This window comes from Nocardioides sp. LS1 (assembly GCF_003865225.1).
GTDB classification, from domain to species: domain Bacteria; phylum Actinomycetota; class Actinomycetes; order Propionibacteriales; family Nocardioidaceae; genus Nocardioides; species Nocardioides ginsengisegetis.
In genome coordinates this window covers 104,095-123,524 of sequence record NZ_BIFF01000006.1, presented here as the reverse complement: position 1 = coordinate 123,524, position 19,430 = coordinate 104,095, and the positions used below count along the sequence as shown (strand labels likewise).

17 protein-coding genes are annotated in these 19,430 nt (G+C 71.5%); 15 read left to right on the top strand and 2 right to left on the bottom strand.

Translation table 11 applies throughout. The features are described from left to right. Positions 1 to 502: 502 nt before the first annotated feature. Positions 503 to 967 (bottom strand): metallopeptidase family protein, encoded by a 465-nt coding sequence (locus EJF31_RS18115; protein WP_260430948.1) that lies wholly within the window; start codon positions 965 to 967, stop codon positions 503 to 505. Between the two features lie 49 nt (positions 968 to 1,016). Between EJF31_RS18115 and EJF31_RS18110 the strand changes: the two genes are divergently transcribed. From EJF31_RS18110 to secA, 15 genes are all read left to right on the top strand, one after another. Next, entirely contained in the window at positions 1,017 to 1,379 is a 363-nt protein-coding gene (locus EJF31_RS18110; RefSeq protein ID WP_125038579.1) for a DUF3499 domain-containing protein, read from the top strand. Between the two features lie 46 nt (positions 1,380 to 1,425). Further along, positions 1,426 to 2,802: a phosphomannomutase/phosphoglucomutase gene (locus tag EJF31_RS18105; RefSeq protein WP_125038578.1), complete on the top strand. Its 1,377-nt coding sequence runs from the start codon at positions 1,426 to 1,428 to the stop codon at positions 2,800 to 2,802. Then, on the top strand, positions 2,799 to 2,975 hold the full coding sequence (locus EJF31_RS18100) for a Trm112 family protein (RefSeq protein ID WP_260430947.1): 177 nt from the start codon (positions 2,799 to 2,801) through the stop codon (positions 2,973 to 2,975). The genes EJF31_RS18105 and EJF31_RS18100 overlap by 4 nt, the downstream gene beginning before the upstream one ends. A 12-nt stretch (positions 2,976 to 2,987) precedes the next feature. After that, positions 2,988 to 4,019 (top strand): SIS domain-containing protein, encoded by a 1,032-nt coding sequence (locus EJF31_RS18095; protein ID WP_125038577.1) that lies wholly within the window; start codon positions 2,988 to 2,990, stop codon positions 4,017 to 4,019. Positions 4,020 to 4,104: 85 nt separating this feature from the next. Beyond that, a complete protein-coding gene (locus EJF31_RS18090; RefSeq protein WP_125038576.1) occupies positions 4,105 to 5,214 on the top strand; it encodes an acyltransferase family protein in 1,110 nt (369 codons plus the stop codon). Continuing rightward, positions 5,204 to 6,184: a cation diffusion facilitator family transporter gene (locus tag EJF31_RS18085; protein WP_125038575.1), complete on the top strand. Its 981-nt coding sequence runs from the start codon at positions 5,204 to 5,206 to the stop codon at positions 6,182 to 6,184. Before EJF31_RS18090 ends, EJF31_RS18085 begins: the two co-directional genes overlap by 11 nt. A gap of 147 nt (positions 6,185 to 6,331) precedes the next feature. Further along, positions 6,332 to 7,777 (top strand): adenosylhomocysteinase, encoded by a 1,446-nt coding sequence (ahcY, locus tag EJF31_RS18080; protein WP_125038574.1) that lies wholly within the window; start codon positions 6,332 to 6,334, stop codon positions 7,775 to 7,777. A gap of 102 nt (positions 7,778 to 7,879) precedes the next feature. Then, the gene (mtrA, locus tag EJF31_RS18075; protein ID WP_125038573.1) at positions 7,880 to 8,593 is read left to right on the top strand and encodes an MtrAB system response regulator MtrA; all 714 of its coding nucleotides are present in this window, start codon (positions 7,880 to 7,882) and stop codon (positions 8,591 to 8,593) included. Between the two features lie 24 nt (positions 8,594 to 8,617). Further along, positions 8,618 to 10,234, top strand: coding sequence for an MtrAB system histidine kinase MtrB (gene mtrB, locus EJF31_RS18070; protein ID WP_125038572.1), 1,617 nt, complete (start codon positions 8,618 to 8,620; stop codon positions 10,232 to 10,234). Beyond that, positions 10,231 to 11,973: an LpqB family beta-propeller domain-containing protein gene (locus EJF31_RS18065; RefSeq protein WP_125038571.1), complete on the top strand. Its 1,743-nt coding sequence runs from the start codon at positions 10,231 to 10,233 to the stop codon at positions 11,971 to 11,973. The genes mtrB and EJF31_RS18065 overlap by 4 nt, the downstream gene beginning before the upstream one ends. A gap of 65 nt (positions 11,974 to 12,038) precedes the next feature. Then, the gene (locus tag EJF31_RS18060; protein ID WP_125038570.1) at positions 12,039 to 12,794 is read left to right on the top strand and encodes a ComF family protein; all 756 of its coding nucleotides are present in this window, start codon (positions 12,039 to 12,041) and stop codon (positions 12,792 to 12,794) included. Positions 12,795 to 13,261: 467 nt separating this feature from the next. Further along, the gene (hpf, locus tag EJF31_RS18055; protein WP_125038569.1) at positions 13,262 to 13,879 is read left to right on the top strand and encodes a ribosome hibernation-promoting factor, HPF/YfiA family; all 618 of its coding nucleotides are present in this window, start codon (positions 13,262 to 13,264) and stop codon (positions 13,877 to 13,879) included. A gap of 142 nt (positions 13,880 to 14,021) precedes the next feature. Then, complete coding sequence (locus EJF31_RS18050) at positions 14,022 to 14,678, top strand: response regulator transcription factor (RefSeq protein ID WP_260430946.1); 657 nt, start codon at positions 14,022 to 14,024, stop codon at positions 14,676 to 14,678. Between the two features lie 45 nt (positions 14,679 to 14,723). Next, on the top strand, positions 14,724 to 15,923 hold the full coding sequence (locus EJF31_RS18045) for a winged helix-turn-helix domain-containing protein (protein WP_125038567.1): 1,200 nt from the start codon (positions 14,724 to 14,726) through the stop codon (positions 15,921 to 15,923). Positions 15,924 to 16,010: 87 nt separating this feature from the next. Then, positions 16,011 to 18,836 (top strand): preprotein translocase subunit SecA, encoded by a 2,826-nt coding sequence (secA, locus tag EJF31_RS18040; RefSeq protein ID WP_125038566.1) that lies wholly within the window; start codon positions 16,011 to 16,013, stop codon positions 18,834 to 18,836. 51 nt (positions 18,837 to 18,887) lie between these two features. Here secA and EJF31_RS18035 read toward each other — a convergent pair whose 3' ends face one another. After that, complete coding sequence (locus EJF31_RS18035; protein ID WP_221767654.1) at positions 18,888 to 19,412, bottom strand: SRPBCC family protein; 525 nt, start codon at positions 19,410 to 19,412, stop codon at positions 18,888 to 18,890. Positions 19,413 to 19,430 lie beyond the last annotated feature (18 nt).

The following is a 19,430-nucleotide window of genomic DNA, read 5'->3' as shown; positions in this document are numbered from 1 at the left end:
GGGCGGACGCGTCGCCGTCCAGGCGGTTTCCTTCCGGGCCGCCGCGCGGCGCCGCGCACGCCATTTATGCGCCGCGCCTCGGCCCCGCGTGCGCGTCCCGCCGTCCCCGGGCCGTCCCCGGGCTCTCGGGCGGGCGGGGAACAAGGTCCGGTCGACCACCCGGTCCGCGCTGCCGCAAGCCGGGGGACATTCCGCGTCAGCCCGGAACGGGTCAGGTGGCGACCCTTGTTCCCCCGCCCGCCCGGTGGCCGGGAAGCAGCCGGGACGGTGGGGCGCGGACGGGGACCCCACGCACGGCGCGTAAAAGTCGTGCGTGGCGCCGCCCCAGCGGACCGTAACCACGGCGGGCGTCGGGGGCGGCGACGCGTCCGACCCTGCGACGTGCGTGGGGTCCACGGGAGCGTCCCGCCGGCCCTGCCCGGGTGGAGGAACCCCCGGGGAGCCAGCCCCGCGCAGCGGAATCCGCCCGCGAAGCGGGCGAATCGAGACGCCGCAACCGCGGCTAGTCGTCCGACTCGTACCGCGGATCCACCATCTCCGCATCGATCCCGAGCAGCTCGGCCACCTGCTCGACGACAACCGTCAGCACCATCGCCTCGAGATCCGTGCGGGTCTCGCAGCGGTGCTCGATCGGGCGCCGGAACAGCACGAGCCGTGTGGGCGTGGAGCCGGTGCCGCGGATGAGCGAGGACAGCGGGACGGTGCCGGAGTCCCAGTCGTCGGGGATCTGGGGGGCGTCCTCGACGGCGTACTCGACCAGGCCGAGCCGGTCCTGCCAGCGCGCGTCGATGTCGGTGACGATGCCGAGGGCCAGGTCGTCGAAGCGCTCCCGCCGGGTGCGCAGCTCGGGCTGCCCGGGCACCCGCGGCAGCACCGCGGGACCCCGCATCCCGCGGCCCCGGCGATCGCGCGAGGCCGGCTTGCGGGGGCCGGTCGCCGGGCTGGTCGCAGGGCTGAGGTCATCCACGCCGCGAGCCTAATCGGGAGAGTCGCGAACGACGGGTACCGTCTGCGTCGTGAGTCCCGTCCGCCGCTGTTCGCGCACCGCCTGTGGCCGTCCAGCGATCAACACGCTGACGTACGTCTACGCGGACTCGACCGCTGTGCTGGGCCCGTTGGCGACGTACGCCGAGCCGCACGCCTACGACCTCTGCGACGCCCACAGCGAGCGGCTGTCGGCACCCCGCGGGTGGGAGGTGCTGCGCCTCGCACCGGACCCGGCCGCCCAGGGTCCCTCGAGCGACGACCTGCTCGCGCTGGCCGACGCCGTCCGCGAGGCCGCGCGTCCGCCGGTCCAGCCGCTGCGCCCCGCGCCGTCGGAGGAGACGGGCCGCGAGACCGGCCGCCGCGGTCACCTGCGCATCCTCAGCAGCGAGTGACGGCCTTCCTCTCCTGAGCATCGACGGGGCCCGATACGCTCCGGTCATGCCCGACACCCTGGACCCCGCCAACCTCGGCGCGATCTTCAAGGCGTACGACGTCCGGGGGCTCGTGCCCGAGCAGCTGGACGAGGAGCTGGCCCGCGCGACGGGCCGGGCCTTCGTCCAGGTCGTGGGGGCCGGCACCGTCGTGGTCGGCCACGACATGCGGCCCAGCTCGCCCGGCATGGCCGGCGCATTCGCCGACGGCGCCACCGAGGCCGGCGCGGACGTCATCCTGATCGGGCTCGCCTCCACCGACCAGCTCTACTTCGCCTCCGGCCACCTCGGCCACCCCGGCGCGATGTTCACCGCCAGCCACAACCCGGCGCAGTACAACGGCATCAAGATGTGCCGCGCCAACGCCGTCCCCATCGGCATGGAGACCGGTCTCGCCGACATCCGCGACGCCGTGGCGGCCGGGGCCTCGAGCCCGTCGGCCCGTCAGGGCACGATCGAGAACTACGACGTCCTCGAGGCCTACGCGGCCCACCTCGTCGCCCTGGCGCCCGTCAGGGGCCGCCGCCTCAAGGTGGTCGTCGACGCCGGCAACGGCATGGCCGGCTACACCGCGCCCGCCGTGTTCGGCCGACTGGGCGAGGACCGGGTCGAGGTCGTCCCGATGTACTTCGAGCTCGACGGCTCCTTCCCCAACCACGAGGCCAACCCCATCGACCCCGACAACCTCGTCGACCTGCAGAAGCGGGTCGTCGCGGAGGGGGCCGACATCGGCCTGGCCTTCGACGGCGACGCCGACCGCTGCTTCCTCGTCGACGAGCGCGGGCAGGCCGTGTCGCCGTCCACGCTGACCGCCCTGATCGCCGCCCGCGAGCTGGCCAAGGAGCCGGGCGCCACGGTGATCCACAACCTGATCACGAGCCGGGCCGTGCCCGAGCTCGTCACGGAGCTCGGCGGCACGCCCGTCCGCACCCGTGTCGGCCACTCCTTCATCAAGGCGACGATGGCCGAGACCGACGCGATCTTCGGTGGGGAGCACTCCGGCCACTTCTACTTCCGCGACTTCTGGCGGGCCGACTCGGGCATGCTCGCGGCCCTGCACGCGCTGGCCGCCCTCGCCGAGACCGACCGGCCGCTGTCGGAGCTGCTCGCCGACTACGAGCGCTACGTCGTCAGTGGCGAGATCAACTCGACCGTCGGCGATCAGGCGACGGTCACGGCCCACATCCACGACCTGTACGCCGGGCAGCCGGGCATCACGATCGACCACCTCGACGGTCTGACGGTGGCCCATGACGACTGGTGGTTCAACGTCCGCCCGTCCAACACCGAGCCGCTGCTGCGCCTCAACGCCGAAGGTCGCGACGAGGCCACCATGGTCGACGTGCGCGACACCGTGCTCAGCCTGATCAGGAGTGACCGATGACCCCGCCGCTGAACCTCGACCCCGCACTCCTCGAGATCATCGTGTGCCCCGCGTGCCACGCGACGCTCGCCCCCACCGAGACCGAGCTGGTGTGCACCGGCTGCGGTCTGGCCTACCCCGTGCGTGACGACATCCCGGTCCTGCTCGTCGACGAGGCGCGCAAGCCGGGCTGAGGGAGGATCCCCATGCCCACCTGGTTCGACGAGTCCCGTCTCGACGACGAGACCGCCCTCGCCAACGCCGACCGCGTCTTCCGCGCGCTGGCGGAGGCCGGGGCGCGCGTACGTCGCGAGTCCATCGACGCCTCGGCCGCCGCCGCGGAGGCGGTCGCCCTGGGGCAGGACCAGTCCCGCCCGCGGGCCGTGATCGCCGCCGGGCCCGACTCGCGTCTGCTGCGCGCCGTGCTCGAGCCCTGGTGCCCGGTGCCGTTCGTGGCGTGGCCCGGTCCCGCGCTCCCGGGCTGGGCCGGCAGCCTCGACCTCGTCGTCGTACTCGCCCCCGACGGGCACGACACGGGCACCGCCTCCGCGGTCGCCGAGGCCGTACGCCGGGGCTGCCAGGTCGTGGTGGCCTGCCCGCCGACCTCGCTCGTCGCCGACCACGCCGCCGGCCGCTACACCATCGTGCTGCCCGCGGTGACCGGCGACCAGCTGGCCACCGCCGTCGTGATGCTGGAGTACCTCGACCGGATCGGGCTCGGTCCCCGGGCCGACGCCGACCAGGTCGCGGAGGCGCTCGACGCCGTGGCCGTCGCCTGCTCGCCGCACCGGGACCTCGCCGTCAACCCCGCCAAGATGCTCGCGATCGCGCTCGCCGACGCCAACCCCGTCGTGTGGGGCGGCTCCGTGCTGGCGGCCCGCGCGGCCCGCCGCGTCGCGGAGTCGATCCGGCGCGCCAGCGGCCGCACCGCGCTGGCCGGCGACGCCGAGCACCTGCTCCCGGTGATCGAGGCGGCGCGCCAGCGCGACGTCTTCGACGACCCGTTCGCCGACGGCGGGGGAGAGCTGCGACCGATGCTGCTCATCCTCGACGACGGCGCCGAGGAGCCGGTCGTCCGGGAGCACCGCGGCCGGCTGAAGGCGGCCGCCGAGAGCCGCGGCGTGCGCGTCGAGACGCTGACCGCCGACGCCCAGACCGAGGTCGCCCGCTACGCCTCGCTGATGCTCCAGGGGACCTACGCGGCGGAGTACCTCCGCCTCGGTCTCGTCGAGGACTGACCACCGGCAGTGGCCCGCCAAACCGTGGGCGTCATCACGCGCAGGTGACTGGGGAGTAGCACGCGCGCGCGGCTAGATTTGCGGGATGCCGAGCCAGCCGAAGGTCCGTGACCCCTGGTTCGACAACGCCAAGATGGCGCTGGTGACCCTCGTGGTGGTCGGCCACGCCTGGACGATGTTCCCCGACGACAACGCGCTCGACAACCAGCTCTACAACTTCCTCTACTCCTGGCACGTGCCGGCGTTCGTGTTCGTCACCGGCTACCTCTCCCGGTCCTTCGAGTGGACCCGCCCGCGGATGTGGGCGCTGTTCAAGACCGTGGTGGTGCCCTACCTGCTGTTCGAGGCCGCGCTGGCCTTCTTCCGGGTCTACGTCGGCGGCGAGCAGCTGGCCGACCTCTTCGCCGACCCTCATTGGCCGATGTGGTACCTCTCGGCGCTGTTCTTCTGGCGGTTGATGACCCCGATCTTCAAGAGGCTCCCCGGTGGGCTGCTGCTCGCGATCGGCATCAGCCTGGTCGCGGGCATGCGCGCGGGGGACATCCTCGACATGGCGCGCATCCTCGGTCTGCTGCCGTTCTTCGTCGCCGGGCTCAAGGCCACGCCCGAGCGCCTCGAGCTGCTGCGCGGCAACCGGGCCCTCAAGGCGGCGGCCGGCCTCACGCTGGCCGGCTTGCTGGTGGCCGCGCACTGGATCCCGGTGTGGGCCAGCACCGAGTGGCTCTACTACCGCTCGCAGTACGGCGACCTCGAGCACAGCGACCTGCACGCGATGCTCGTGCGGACCGGCGTGCTGCTGCTCGGCACCGTCGGCTCCTGGGCCTTCCTGACGCTGGTGCCGCGCACCGGTGGCTGGTTCGCCCGGATGGGCTCGGCGAGCCTCGTGGTCTACCTCTTCCACGGCTTCGTCGTGAAGAGCTTCCAGTACTCCCCGTACGACAACTGGCTCGACGCCCACCCCTACTTCGGCCTCGTGCCCACCACCCTCGGCGCCGTCGCGCTCGCGCTGTTCCTGGCCTGGCACCCGGTCTCGCGGCGGCTCCAGCCGCTGGTCGACCCCATCGGCTACGCCGAGGCGCACGCCCACCACGCGGTCGACCTGACCGTCGCGGGCGCCGTCGAGGAGGTCCTCGAGCTCCCCGGTGTCGTCGAGGAGCAGGAAGGGTCCCGATACCCTTCCGCGCATGAGCTCTGAGGGTGGGAACAAGGCGGTCGTCGCTGCGCTGCTGGCCAACACGGGCATCGCGATCACCAAGTTCGTCGCGTTCTTCCTGACCGGCTTCTCCTCGATGCTCGCCGAGGCGATCCACTCCGTCGCCGACTCGGGCAACCAGGGCCTGCTGCTCCTGGGCGGCAAGAAGTCGCAGAAGGACGCGACCGAGGAGCACCCGTTCGGCTACGGCCGCGAGCGCTACGTTTACGCCTTCATCGTCTCGATCGTGCTGTTCAGCGTCGGTGGCCTGTTCGCCCTCTACGAGGCCTGGCACAAGTACCACGAGATCCACGCCGGCCACGTCGACCCGGTCGACGACTGGCGCCGCTTCGTGCCCGTCGCGGTGCTCCTCGTCGCGATCGTCCTCGAGGGCCTCTCCTTCCGTACGGCGATCGCCGAGACCAACAAGATCCGCGGGCAGGCCTCCTTCGCGACGTTCGTGCGCCGCGCCAAGCAGCCCGAGCTGCCGGTGATCCTGCTGGAGGACCTCGCCGCCCTCCTCGGTCTCGTCTTCGCCCTGGTCGGCGTCGGCCTGAGCCTGATCACCGGCAACGAGTACTGGGACGCCGCCGGCACCGCACTGATCGGCCTGCTCCTCGTGGTCGTCGCGGTCGTGCTCGCCGTCGAGACCAAGTCGCTGCTGCTGGGGGAGTCGGCCGGCGCCGGCGCCCAGCTGCGGATCGTCGCTGCGCTGGAGTCCACGCCGGGCGTGGAGCGGATCATCCACATGAAGACCATGCACCTCGGCCCCGAGGAGCTGCTCGTGGCCGCGAAGATCGGCGTACCCCGGGGCGTGACGTCGGAGCAGGTCGCCGCCTCGATCGACGCCGCCGAGGTCGCCATCCGCGGCGCCGAGGCCAGCGCCCAGGTGATCTACCTCGAGCCCGACATCTACCTCGAGGACCACGTCCCCGCCGAGCGCCCCGAGCCCCCGGCCCCCGCCGGCCACTGACCTTCCCACCATCGACTCGACGGGGTTCGTCGGGGATTCTGCAGCGGATGGTCCTGCGTCCTACCCTGAGACGGTCCGCGTGGGAGATCCCGACAGCGCGCAGATGCGCGGCGCAGATGATGGCTCCACATCACTAGGAGACAACTGATGGACTACAAGGTCGCCGACCTCTCCCTTGCCGACTACGGTCGCACCGAGATCACGCTCGCCGAGCACGAGATGCCCGGCCTGATGGCCATGCGCGCCCGCTACGGCGACAGCAAGCCGCTCGCCGGTGCCCGCATCGCCGGTTCGCTCCACATGACGATCCAGACCGCCGTGCTGATCGAGACGCTCGTCGCCCTCGGCGCCGAGGTCCGCTGGGCGTCGTGCAACATCTTCTCCACCCAGGACCACGCCGCGGCCGCGATCGCGGTCGGCCCGGAGGGCACCGTCGACGCGCCCGCCGGCGTGCCGGTCTTCGCCTGGAAGGGCGAGACGCTGGAGGAGTACTGGTGGTGCACCCAGCAGATCCTGCAGTGGCCCGACGGCAAGTTCGCCAACATGATCCTCGACGACGGTGGCGACGCCACCCTGCTCGTCCACTCCGGCGTGGAGATGGAGAAGTCCGGCATCGCGCCCGACCCGGCCGCCGCCAAGAGCCACGAGCAGAAGGTCGTCTTCCAGGTCCTGGCGCAGAGCCTCGCCGAGAGCAAGGACCGCTGGACCCAGATCGCCGGCGAGATCAAGGGCGTCACCGAGGAGACCACCACCGGTGTGCTGCGTCTCTACGACATGATGAAGGAAGGCTCGCTGCTCTTCCCGGCCATCAACGTCAACGACTCGGTCACCAAGTCCAAGTTCGACAACAAGTACGGCTGCCGCCACTCCCTGATCGACGGCATCAACCGCGCCACCGACGTCCTCATCGGCGGCAAGGTCGCGGTCGTCTGCGGCTACGGCGACGTCGGCAAGGGCTGCGCGGAGTCGCTGCGCGGCCAGGGCGCCCGCGTCATCGTCACCGAGATCGACCCGATCTGCGCGCTGCAGGCCGCGATGGACGGCTACCAGGTCGACACCCTCGACAACGTCCTCGACGTCGCCGACATCATCATCACGGCGACCGGCAACAAGGACGTCGTCACCGTCGAGCAGATGGCGAAGATGAAGCACCAGGCGATCCTGGGCAACATCGGCCACTTCGACAACGAGATCGACATGGCCGGCCTCGAGACGTACGCCGGGATCACCCGCAAGAACGTCAAGCCGCAGGTCGACGTGTGGACCTTCCCCACGGACAACTCGGAGACGGGGAAGTCGATCATCGTGCTCTCCGAGGGCCGCCTGATGAACCTCGGCAACGCGACCGGCCACCCGTCGTTCGTCATGTCGAACTCCTTCACCAACCAGGTCCTGGCGCAGATCGAGATCTTCACGAAGCCGCAGGACTACCCGGTCGGCGTCTACGTGCTGCCCAAGCACCTCGACGAGGAGGTCGCCCGCCTCCACCTCGACGCCCTCGGCGTCAAGCTGACCACGCTGAGCGACGAGCAGGCCTCGTACCTCGGCGTGGACGTGGCGGGCCCCTACAAGTCCGACCAGTACCGCTACTGAGCACCACCCGGTAGCCACCGCACGACCCGCAGGTCCCGTCCCCGGAGCGCCGGGGGCGGGGCCTGCCCACATTCCGGACCCCCTGCTGGCAAGATTGAAGGCATGACGCACACCCCCGGCCCCCCGGCCGACATCGCCCCGAAGGGACGCATCCTCGTCGTCGACGACGACGCGTCGCTCGCGGAGATGCTCACGATCGTGCTGCGCCAGGAGGGCTTCGACAGCCGGATGTGCACGCGGGGCGACCTGGCGATGGACGAGTTCCGCGACTACCGCCCCGATCTCGTGCTGCTCGACCTGATGCTGCCCGGCAAGGACGGCATCGATGTGTGCAAGGAGATCCGGGCCGAGTCCGGCGTCCCGATCGTGATGCTCACCGCCAAGGGCGACACCGTCGACGTCGTCGTCGGCCTGGAGTCGGGTGCCGACGACTACGTCGTCAAGCCGTTCAAGCCCAAGGAGCTCGTCGCGCGGATCCGCGCCCGCGTCCGTCGGTACGACGCCCCCGCGCAGGAGTCGCTCGCGATCGGGGACCTCTCGATCGACGTCGCCGGCCACTCGGTCCAGCGCCGCGGTGTCCCGATCAGCCTGACCCCGCTGGAGTTCGACCTGCTCGTCTGCCTGGCCCGCAAGCCCTGGCAGGTCTTCACCCGCGAGGTGCTGCTCGAGCAGGTCTGGGGCTACCGCCACGCCGCCGACACCCGGCTCGTCAACGTCCACGTGCAGCGGCTGCGGTCCAAGGTGGAGCACGACCCGGAGAACCCCGAGATCGTCGTGACCGTCCGGGGTGTCGGCTACAAGGCCGGCAACGCGTGATGTCCGTGCGGCACTGAGGCCGCCGTGGCCTCGCGCAGTCTCCCGGCGGCGGTCCGCCGTGGCCTGACGTTCTGGCGCAGGTCGATCCAGGCACGCGTCGTGGTCAGCACCCTGCTGCTCTCGGCGGCGGTCGTCAGCGTGGTCGGGTGGTACCTCCTCAACCAGACCCGCCAGGGCCTCCTGGACCACCGGGTGAGCGCGGTGGTCACCGAGGCGCAGGACGAGACCACCGAGGCCAGCAACCGGCTCGACGCGGCGCTGAGCGCCTCGTCCGGCTCGGCCACGCAGCAGCTCGACCTCGTCGAGCCGATCATCCAGCGCGGTGACACCCGCGGCTTCAGCGTCGTGCTCTCCGGCCCGGTCGGCGACCAGGGCAGCCGGATCGCCGACGGCGGCTCGGAGTTCACCCCGGGCCTGGACACCTCGAGCGTCCCGGCCTCGCTCGAGGCGCACTTCGACGACATCGCCAGCAGCGCGTGGACCTACACCACGATCCGGTCCACCGACGCCGAGGGCGTCCACCACGAGGTGCCGGGCGTCGTGGTCGGATCCCAGGTGAAGCTGCCGTCCGACGGCCAGACCTACACCCTCTACTACCTCTTCCCGCTCGACGAGCAGGCCGAGACCCTGGCCCTCGTCACCCGCGCCCTGCTCACCGCGGCCGTCCTGCTCCTCGTCCTCGTGGCCGGGCTGACCTGGCTGGTCACCCGGCAGGTGGTCACCCCGATCCGGCTCGCTCGCCAGGTCGCCGAGCGCCTGGCCGCCGGCCAGCTCCAGGAGCGGCTGCGCGTCACCGGCGAGGACGACCTGGCCCGGCTGGCGACCTCGTTCAACCAGATGGCCAGCAACCTGCAGCGCCAGATCCGCCAGCTGGAGGAGCTCAGCCGCCTCCAGCGCCGGTTCGTCTCCGACGTCTCCCACGAGCTGCGCACCCCGCTCACCACGGTGCGGATGGCCGGCGACGTCCTCTACGACGCCCGGGGCGACTTCGACGCGGCCACGGGCCGCGCGGCCGAGCTGCTGCAGGTCGAGCTGGACCGCTTCGAGACCCTCCTGGTCGACCTGCTCGAGATCAGCCGCTTCGACGCCGGCGCCGCCGTGCTGGAGACCGACGACGTCAACCTCGTCGACGTGGCCCACCGCGTGGTCGACATGACCAAGGCGCTCGCCGACCAGCGCGACGTCCAGGTGCAGGTCCGCGCGCCCGGCCACCCCTGCCTGGCGGAGGCCGACGTACGCCGGGTGGAGCGCATCGTGCGCAACCTGGTCACCAACGCCATCGACCACGCCGACGCCCGGGGACTGCAGCCGGGCATCGTGGTCCACGTCGCCGGCGACGACCACGCGGCGGCGATCGCGGTCCGCGACTACGGCGTCGGCCTGGCGCCGGGGGAGTCGGCGATGGTCTTCAACCGCTTCTGGCGGGCCGACCCGGCCCGCGCGCGCACCAGCGGCGGCACCGGCCTGGGCCTGTCGATCTCGCTGGAGGACACCCACCTCCACGGGGGCTGGCTGCAGGCGTGGGGCCGCCCGGGCCGCGGCGCGCAGTTCCGGCTGACCCTGCCCCGGCGGGCCGGCGGTCCGCTCCGCCAGAGCCCGCTGCCGCTGGTCCCCACCGACGCCGAGGAGACGGTCTCGTGAGGCGTCGACGACTCGCGACGGCGGTCCTGATGGGCCTGGTGCTCGCCCTGCCCACCGGCTGCATCCGGGTGCCCGAGAGCGGCCCGGTCGTCAAGACGCGCTCGCAGGTCGGCAGCTCGCCCGCCGAGCCGCCGATCTACATCGACCCCAAGCCGCCGCAGCCGGGTGCGCTCCCGGTCGACATCGTCAACGGCTTCCTCGACGCGATGACCGCGACCCCGATCAGCACGGACGTGGCCAAGGAGTTCCTCAGCCCCGACGCCGCCTCCACGTGGGCGCCGGAGAAGGAGACCATCACCTACTCCGACAACCCCGAGGTCCGCGGCCAGGCGACGGTGTCCGTGACCCTGCCCGGCGCCGACCACCTCGACGGGCGCGGCTCGTGGCGCGGTGCGCTCGGCGACGACCAGAACATCCTCGAGTTCCCGATGCAGCAGGTGGACGGCGAGTGGCGCATCGCCGAGGCGCCGGACGCCCTGGTGGTGCCGGAGTCCTGGTACGAGCAGCGCTACCGGCAGGCCTCCCTCTACTTTTTCGACCCCACCGCCCACGTCCTCGTGCCGGAGCCGGTCTACGTCCCGCGCGGCGAGAAGCTCGCCACCGCCCTGATCCAGGGCCTGCTGCGCGGCCCGGGGCGCTCCCTGTCGAAGGTGTCGCGGACGTTCATCCCGCCCGGCCTCAAGCTCGTGCTCTCGGTGCCCGCCCAGAGCGTCGCCGACATCTCGCTGCGCGGCGACATCGGCCAGCAGACGCCCCAGGCGATCGAGCTGATGGTCGCCCAGCTCGCCTGGACGCTGCGCCAGGAGCCCACGATCCGCGCCTTCCGCATCTCCATCGGCGGCCAGCCCGTCACCCTGCCCGGCGGCGTGGGGGCCTTCAGCGTCGACCAGGGCAGCCAGTACGACCCGACCGGCTTCCAGGCCAGCTCGCTGCTCTACGGCCTGCGGGAGGGCCGTCTGGTCTCCGGCACCCCGGACGGTCTCGACACGGTCGACGGTCCGCTCGGCGCCGCCGACTTCGGCGTCTCGCAGATCGGCGTGAACTTCAACGCCACCCGGGTCGCCGCGGTGGCCGGCGGCGGCCACTCCCTCCTGCTCGCCCCGGTGCGCGGTCCGGCCGGCCTCGGTGTCCACGAGATCGTCAGCGGCGCCCGGCACCTCCTGCGGCCGGCCTGGGACTTCGCCAACCGGCTCTGGCTGGTCGACGACGCGGCGGACGGTGCCCGGGTCTCCTTCGTCGAGGGACAGCAGCCGACGGGGGTGCAGGTCCCGCACATCAGCGGCCAGGACGTGCGCAGCTTCCTCGTCTCCCGTGACGGCTCCCGCTTCGTGGCCGTCGTGCACCGCAGGAGCGGCGACGCCCTGATGATCAGCCGCCTGCTGTACGACGACCAGGGCCGCTTCCTGCGCGCCACCCGGGCCCACCGGATCGCGTGGGAGGGGCCCGACCGCCTGCACCTGGGGGACATCGCCTGGCAGACGCCCACGACCGTGGCGGCGCTCGACGTGCTCACCCAGCGGCTGGCGCAGGTCCGCACCATCTCCGTCGACGGCTCGCCGCCGGGCCTGGAGAGCCTGTCCTTCACCCTCGACGGCAAGGTGCGGTCGCTCGCCGGCTCCGCCGTGCCCGGCGCCCCGCTCTACGCCGTGTTCAACGCGAGCCTCTACGACCTGACCAACGCCGTCGGCGGCCCCACCAGCCTCGACGCGTCGGTCTCCGCCCTCGACTACGTCGGCTGAGACCGTCCTCCACAGGTCGGGTCGCCGGGGTTGATCCCGGCCTGCCGCTCTGGTCGCATCGAGGGGTGCCGGGGACCGACGGGGGACTGCTCGACGCGGCCGCCGACCTGCTGCTCGGCGGCTCGTGCGTCGGCTGCGCGCGACCCGGCCGGCTGCTCTGCACCGCCTGCGCCGCCCTGCTCCCCGAAGACGCCCAGCTGGCGTGGCCCACGCCGACCCCGGCCGGGCTGGTGACCCCGTGGGCGGCGGCGCCGTACGCCGGCACCGTCCGCGCCCTGGTCCTGGGCCACAAGGAGCACCGGATGCTCGGGCTGCGGCCCGCGCTGGCCCGGCTGCTGGCCCAGTCCGTGGTCGCCGCCACCGCGGACCTCGTGGGACGACCGCTCGTGCTGGTGCCGGTCCCGTCGCGGCCGGCCACGGTCCGGGCTCGCGGCCACGACCCGATGCGGGCCGTCACCGCCCGCGCCGCCCGCCTCCTCCGCGCGTCCGGCCACGCCGCCCTCGCGCGGCCGCTGCTCCGCCAGCGACCGGGTGTGCTGGACCAGTCGGGCCTCGACGCGGGGCAGCGGGCGGCCAACCTGGCCGGTTCGATGCACTGCCCGAGCCCGGCCCTGGGACGGCTGGCCCGGCGGGTCCCGGACGCCCGCGTGGTCGTCTGCGACGACGTGCTCACCACCGGTGCGACCGCCCGGGAGGCCCAGCGGGCGCTCGAGGCGGTCGGGTTCCCGGTCGTTGCCGTCGCGGCGGTCGCGGCAACCCGGCGTCGGGTTCCCGTGAGGCCCGCGTCCACCGGCAGGACCACGGACAGGGTCACGGACTGAGACGGAGCCCGGCGTGTCGGGCGCGTGTCACAGCGAATTGTCAGGTGGCGGCCTTTCGTCGGACAGCGACACCCTCTAACGTCTGTGTATGGAGTCCGCCCGGGTCCGTGGTTGCGTCGACGAGGCGCCCCGGCTCGGGGTGTCAGGTCGGCAAGCCGATGCCAGTCGCAGGCGAAACGGTCCACGTAAGGCGCGTCCGGTCCGTCCGGGCCGCCGATCACGGTGCGGCTTAGTCGTAAGTCCTGCCTCGTCATCGCCGTCAGATGCGGCGACCGTCGGGAGAAGGGCAGTAGTGGCAGAGAAGCTGCGAACCCCTCCGCAGGCGATTGTGGGGTCGAAGACCAGGTCGGCCGGGCGGACTTCCTTCTCCATCTCGAGCGGCGGGCCGTGCGCGGTCCGGGCTGCTGCCTGCCCAACGGAGGGCCCGCTCGAGCGCTAGCAACCAACTGTTCAACGGGAGGTTCAACATGGAAGTTGTGGTCACGGGTCGACACTGCGAGCTGTCCGATCGGTTCCGCAGTCACGTCACGGAGAAGCTGTCGCGGCTCGAGAAGCACGACCACCGCATCATGCGGGTGCAGGTCGAGGTCGAGAACGAGCGCAACCCCAGGCAGCACGACCGCGCCGTACGCGTCGAGCTCACCGCCTTCTCGAAGGGTCCGGTCATCCGGGCCGAGGCGGCAGCGGAAGACAAGATGGGAGCCCTGGACCTCGCCCTGGACAAGATGGCCTCGCAGATGCGCAAGGCCGCCGACCGCCGCCGCGTGCACCACGGGCACAAGACCCCCGTCTCCGTGGGCGAGGCACTGGCCGACGGCGCCCTCGCCGAGGCCCCGGCCGCCGAGGACGTCGTGACCGAGCGTCGCGTCGGGCCGATCGCGGTCACCGGCGACGGACCGCTCGTCGTGCGCGAGAAGGTCCACCCGGCCAGCCCGATGACCCTCGACCAGGCCCTCTACGAGATGGAGCTCGTGGGCCACGACTTCTACCTGTTCGTCGACAAGGAGAACGACCGTCCCGCGGTCGTCTACCGCCGCCGCGGCTACGACTACGGCGTGATCTCGCTGGACCTCGGCGCCGAGTAGCACCGGTCCGGAATCGAGTCCCGTGAGCGGGGTGGCCCGATCGGGCCACCCCGCTCCGTCGTTCCCGTCACCCTTCCGGCACCCACGGAGGGCCCGGTCGTGCCATGATGCGCACGTGGCCGAACAGGTGAAAGAAGCGGATGTGGAACCCATCCGCGTGCTCGTGGTCGACGACCAGGAGCTCTTCCGGCGTGGGCTGACGATGCTGCTGGCGATCGAGTCCGGCATCGAGGTCATCGGCGAGGCCGGTGACGGGATCGAGGGCACGTCCCTCGCGTCCACCTCCGCGCCCGATGTGGTGCTCCTCGACATCCGGATGCCCAAGCGCACCGGCATCGAGGCATGCCTGGCGATCAAGGAGGCCGTCCCCTCGGCCAAGATCATCATGCTGACGGTCTCCGACGAGGAGGCCGACCTCTATGAAGCCGTCAAGAGCGGCGCCTCGGGCTACCTGCTCAAGGACTCCTCGATCGAGGAGGTCGCCCAGGCCGTCCGTGTGGTCGCCGACGGTCAGTCGCTGATCTCGCCGTCGATGGCGGTCAAGCTGATCGACGAGTTCAAGCAGATGTCGCGCCCCGAGCGCGACCACGTCCCCGGCCTGCGGCTGACCGAGCGCGAGCTCGAGGTGCTGCGCCTGGTGGCCAAGGGGCTGAACAACCGCGAGATCGCGCGCCAGCTCTACATCAGCGAGAACACCGTCAAGAACCACGTGCGCAACATCCTGGAGAAGCTCCAGCTGCACTCGCGCATGGAGGCGGTCATGTACGCCGTCAAGGAGAAGCTGCTCGACCTGCCCTGATGGGCTGACGGTGCGTTGTCGGTCCCTCGTGGTTGAGTACGCCGCGTGAGCGAGCGTCCCGCGACCCTGTCCACCGCCCAGGCGCGCCGGGTCGCGCTGGCGGCGCAGGGCTTCCTCGACCAGCGCCACGCCACGCCGACGCTGCGCACCTTCCAGCGCACGCTCGACCGCACGGGCGTGCTGCAGGTCGACTCGGTCAACGTGCTCCAGCGCGCGCACTACATGCCGCTCTACTCCCGCATGGGCGCCTACGACACCGACCTGCTCCGCCGCGCCTCGGCCGCCCGCCCGCGCCGGCTCGTGGAGTACTGGGCCCACGTACAGGCGTTCATGCCGGTCGAGCTGTGGCCGGTGATGCAGCACCGGATGGACCGCTACCGCGCCGAGCGTGGCAAGTGGTGGAAGGCGGTCGACGACGCCCTGCTCGCGACCGTGCTGGCCGCCGTGCGCGACCGCGGCCCGAGCACGGCCCGCGACCTCGAGCACCTCCACGACGGCAGCCCTCGGGCCCGCGACAACTGGGGCTGGAACTGGTCCGAGGTCCGCAAGGCCCTCGACCTCCTCTACATGTGCGGCGACCTGGCCATCGCGGAGCGCAACAGCCAGTTCGAGGTGGTCTACGACGTCCCCGAGCGGGTCCTGCCCGCCGACGTGCTGGCCCTGCCGACGCCCTCGAAGGCCGAGTCCGACCTCGAGCTCACCCGGCGGGCGGCCCGGTCCCACGGCGTCGCCACGCTCAAGAGCCTCGCCGACTACTACCGGATGCTGGTGGCCGACGTGAAGGTCGCGGTCGACACCATGGTCGAGACGGGCGAGCTGACCCCGGTCCGGGTGGAGGGCTGGCGCAAGCCGGCCTGGCTCCACCGCGACGCCCGGGTCCCGCGCCGGATCGGCGCCCGGGCGCTGCTCAGCCCGTTCGACCCCGTGGTCTGGGAGCGCGAGCGCACCGAGCACCTCTTCGACTTCCACTACCGGATCGAGATCTACGTGCCGGCCGACCAGCGGGTCCACGGCTACTACGTCCTGCCGTTCCTGCTCGGCGACGAGATCGTGGCGCGGGTCGACCTCAAGGCCGACCGCAAGGCCGGCCGGCTCGTCGTGAAGGCGGCGTACGCCGAGCCCGGCGCGCCGCCCGAGACGGCCGAGGAGCTCTCCGCCGAGCTGCGCGACCTCGCCGCGTGGCTGGTGCTGGACGACATCGAGGTGCATCCGCGGGGCGACCTCGCGCCGTTCCTCCGCCCGTGACCTGCCCCTGACCCCGCTGGGTTAGGGCGCGCCTTGCTCGCTGGGTAGAGTGGCGCCGCCAGTGTCGTCATAAGGAGTTACGCGGTCGTGCCTGCCATTCTTGACAAGATCCTCCGCATCGGCGAGGGGAAGATCCTGCGCCAGCTCGAGGCCATCGCGCAGGCCGTCAACGCCATCGAGGACGACTTCACGGCGATGAGCGACGCCGAGCTCCAGGGGATGACCGAGGAGTTCCGCAAGCGCCTCGCCGACGGCGAGACCCTCGACGCCATCATGCCCGAGGCCTTCGCGACCGTCCGCGAGGCGGCCCGCCGGGTGATCGGCCAGCGGCCCTACGACGTCCAGGTGATGGGCGCCGCCGCGCTGCACCTCGGCAACATCGCCGAGATGAAGACCGGTGAGGGCAAGACCCTCGTCGCCACCCTCCCGTCCTACCTCAACGCGCTGGCCGGCAAGGGCGTCCACGTCGTCACGGTCAACGACTACCTCGCCAAGTACCAGGCCGAGCTGATGGGCCGCATCCACCACTTCCTGGGCCTGACGATCGGCGTGATCCTGCCGGAGATGCGCCCCGACGAGCGGCGCGCGGCGTACAACTGCGACATCACCTACGGCACCAACAACGAGCTCGGCTTCGACTACCTGCGCGACAACATGGCGGGCTCGATCGAGGAGTGCGTGCAGCGCGGCCACTTCTTCGCCGTCGTCGACGAGGTCGACTCGATCCTCATCGACGAGGCCCGGACGCCGCTGATCATCTCGGGCCCGACCCAGGACGAGGTCCGCTGGTACGACGAGTTCGCGCGCCTGGTCCGCAAGCTCGAGCGCGACGTCGACTACGAGGTCGACGAGAAGAAGCGCACCATCTCGGTCCTCGAGGACGGCATCACGAAGGTCGAGGACCACCTCGGCATCGAGAACCTCTACGAGTCCGCCAACACCCCGCTCATCTCGTTCCTGAACAACTCCATCAAGGCCAAGGAGCTGTTCCGCAACGACAAGGAGTACGTCGTCATGAACGGCGAGGTGCTCATCGTCGACGAGCACACCGGCCGCATGCTGGCCGGCCGCCGCTACAACGACGGCCTCCACCAGGCCATCGAGGCCAAGGAGGGCGTCGAGGTCCGCGAGGAGTACCAGACCCTCGCCACCGTCACCCTCCAGAACTACTTCCGCCTCTACGAGAAGCTGTCCGGCATGACCGGCACGGCCATGACCGAGGCGTCGGAGTTCGACAAGATCTACAAGCTCGGCGTGGTGCCGATCCCGACCAACAAGACGGTCCAGCGCATCGACCGGCCCGACCTCGTCTACCGGACCGAGGAGGCCAAGTACGACGCGGTCGCCACGGACATCGCCGAGCGCCACGCCAACGGCCAGCCGGTCCTGGTCGGCACCGTGTCGGTCGAGAAGTCCGAGCACCTCTCGCAGCTGCTGCGCAAGCGCGGCATCCCGCACACCGTCCTGAACGCCAAGGCGCACGCCAACGAGGCCAAGATCGTCGCGCTCGCCGGTCACAAGGGCGCCGTGACGGTGGCCACCAACATGGCCGGTCGAGGCACCGACATCATGCTCGGTGGCTCGGTGGAGTTCCTCGCCGACGACGAGCTGCGCAAGCAGGGTCTCGAGCCCGCCGGCGAGACCGCCGAGGCCTACGAGGCCGCCTGGCCGGCCATGGTCGAGAAGATCAAGGCCCAGGTCGCGACCGAGCACGACGAGGTCCGCGCACTGGGCGGCCTCTACGTGGTCGGCACCGAGCGCCACGAGTCGCGCCGCATCGACAACCAGCTGCGTGGTCGTTCCGGCCGCCAGGGCGACCCCGGCGAGTCGCGGTTCTACCTCTCGCTCGAGGACGAGCTGATGCGGCTGTTCAAGTCCGACTGGGTCGACCGGGTCCTCCAGGTCCTCAAGATCCCGGACGACGTCCCGATCGAGAACAAGCGCGTCACGGGTGCGATCGCCAACGCCCAGGGCCAGGTCGAGTCGCAGAACTTCGAGTCGCGCAAGAACGTCCTCAAGTACGACGACGTGATGAACCGCCAGCGCGAGGTCATCTACGGCGAGCGCCGCAAGGTGCTCGAGGGCGCGGACCTGCAGGACCAGATCCGCACCTTCATCGACGACGTCGTCGAGGGCTACGTCCTCGGCTCCACCGAGGGCCTCGCCGAGGAGTGGGACCTCGACGCGCTGTGGACCGCGCTGCGCCAGATCTTCCCCGTGTCGATCTCGCTGGCCGACCTCGAGCGTGAGCACGGCGACCGCGCCAACATCGACCGCGACGAGCTCATCGCGCTGCTGAAGGCCGACGCCCACGCGGCGTACGACGCCCGCGAGGCCGAGATGGGCGACGAGATCCTCCGCGAGCTCGAGCGTCGCGTGGTCCTCTCGGTGCTCGACCGCAAGTGGCGCGAGCACCTCTACGAGATGGACTACCTCCGCGAGGGCATCTACCTGCGGGCCTACTCGCAGCGCGACCCGCTCGTCGAGTACCAGCGCGAGGGCTTCGACATGTTCGCGGCCATGATGGACGGCATCAAGGAGGAGTCCGTCGGGTTCCTGTTCAACCTCGAGGTCACCATCGACGACACCGAGACCGACGACGGCTGGGAGGACGACGACGAGGTCGAGGAGCCGCTGCGCCGGGTGCTGCCCGACGCCGCCGAGGCGCCTCGCGAGACCCCGCAGATCCACGCCAAGGGCCTGGACCGTCCCAAGCAGCCTGCAGCCCTGACCTACTCCGCCCCGTCGGAGGACGGCGAGGTCGAGGTCAAGGGCACCACGGCCAGCAATGCCGACGACCCCTACGCCGGTGCCAGCCGCAACGCCGACTGCCCCTGCGGCTCGGGCAAGAAGTTCAAGAAGTGCCACGGTGCTCCGGGCGGCCCCACCGGGCTGACCGCGCGCATCAGCTGAGCAACGCCCGACGGCGGCCGTGACCTTCGGGTCCCGGCCGCCGTCGGCATTTCATCGCAGGCGCTCCCGGAGCCCGGCGACCATCCCGGCGACCGTGAGCGCGTCGAAGAACCCGCCCGCCACCTCGGCGAGCCGCCGGTGCTTGACGGGCCCGAGGCGGAGCCGCAGGTGCAGGCGCGTCCCGCCGTCCTCGGGGGTGAGGGTCAGGCTCCAGGTGACGTCGGTGTGACCGCGTCGTGAGCGGTGGACGAGGGAGTGCGGGCGGTCGATCGAGGCGACGGTGAAGGTCTCGTGCCGGCCGCCGTAGTCGGGGATGACGCTGCCGACCTCCAGCCCGAGCCAGCGGCTGTCGACGTGCCGGATCGCCCGTCGTGACGGCGGCAGGAACCGCTCCACGCGGATCGGGAGGTACCACCCGGCCCGGCCCTTGCCGAGCTGCTCCAGCCACGGCCAGACCACGTCGGGCGGCGCGTCGAACGAGCAGCCCCGGTCCATCACGACCGGGTCGCCGGGGACGATGTCGTCGCCGGGCCGGGTGGCCGTCACCTCGTCGGGTCGGGCGGGCGCGAGTCTCACGCGTCCATCTTCGACCCG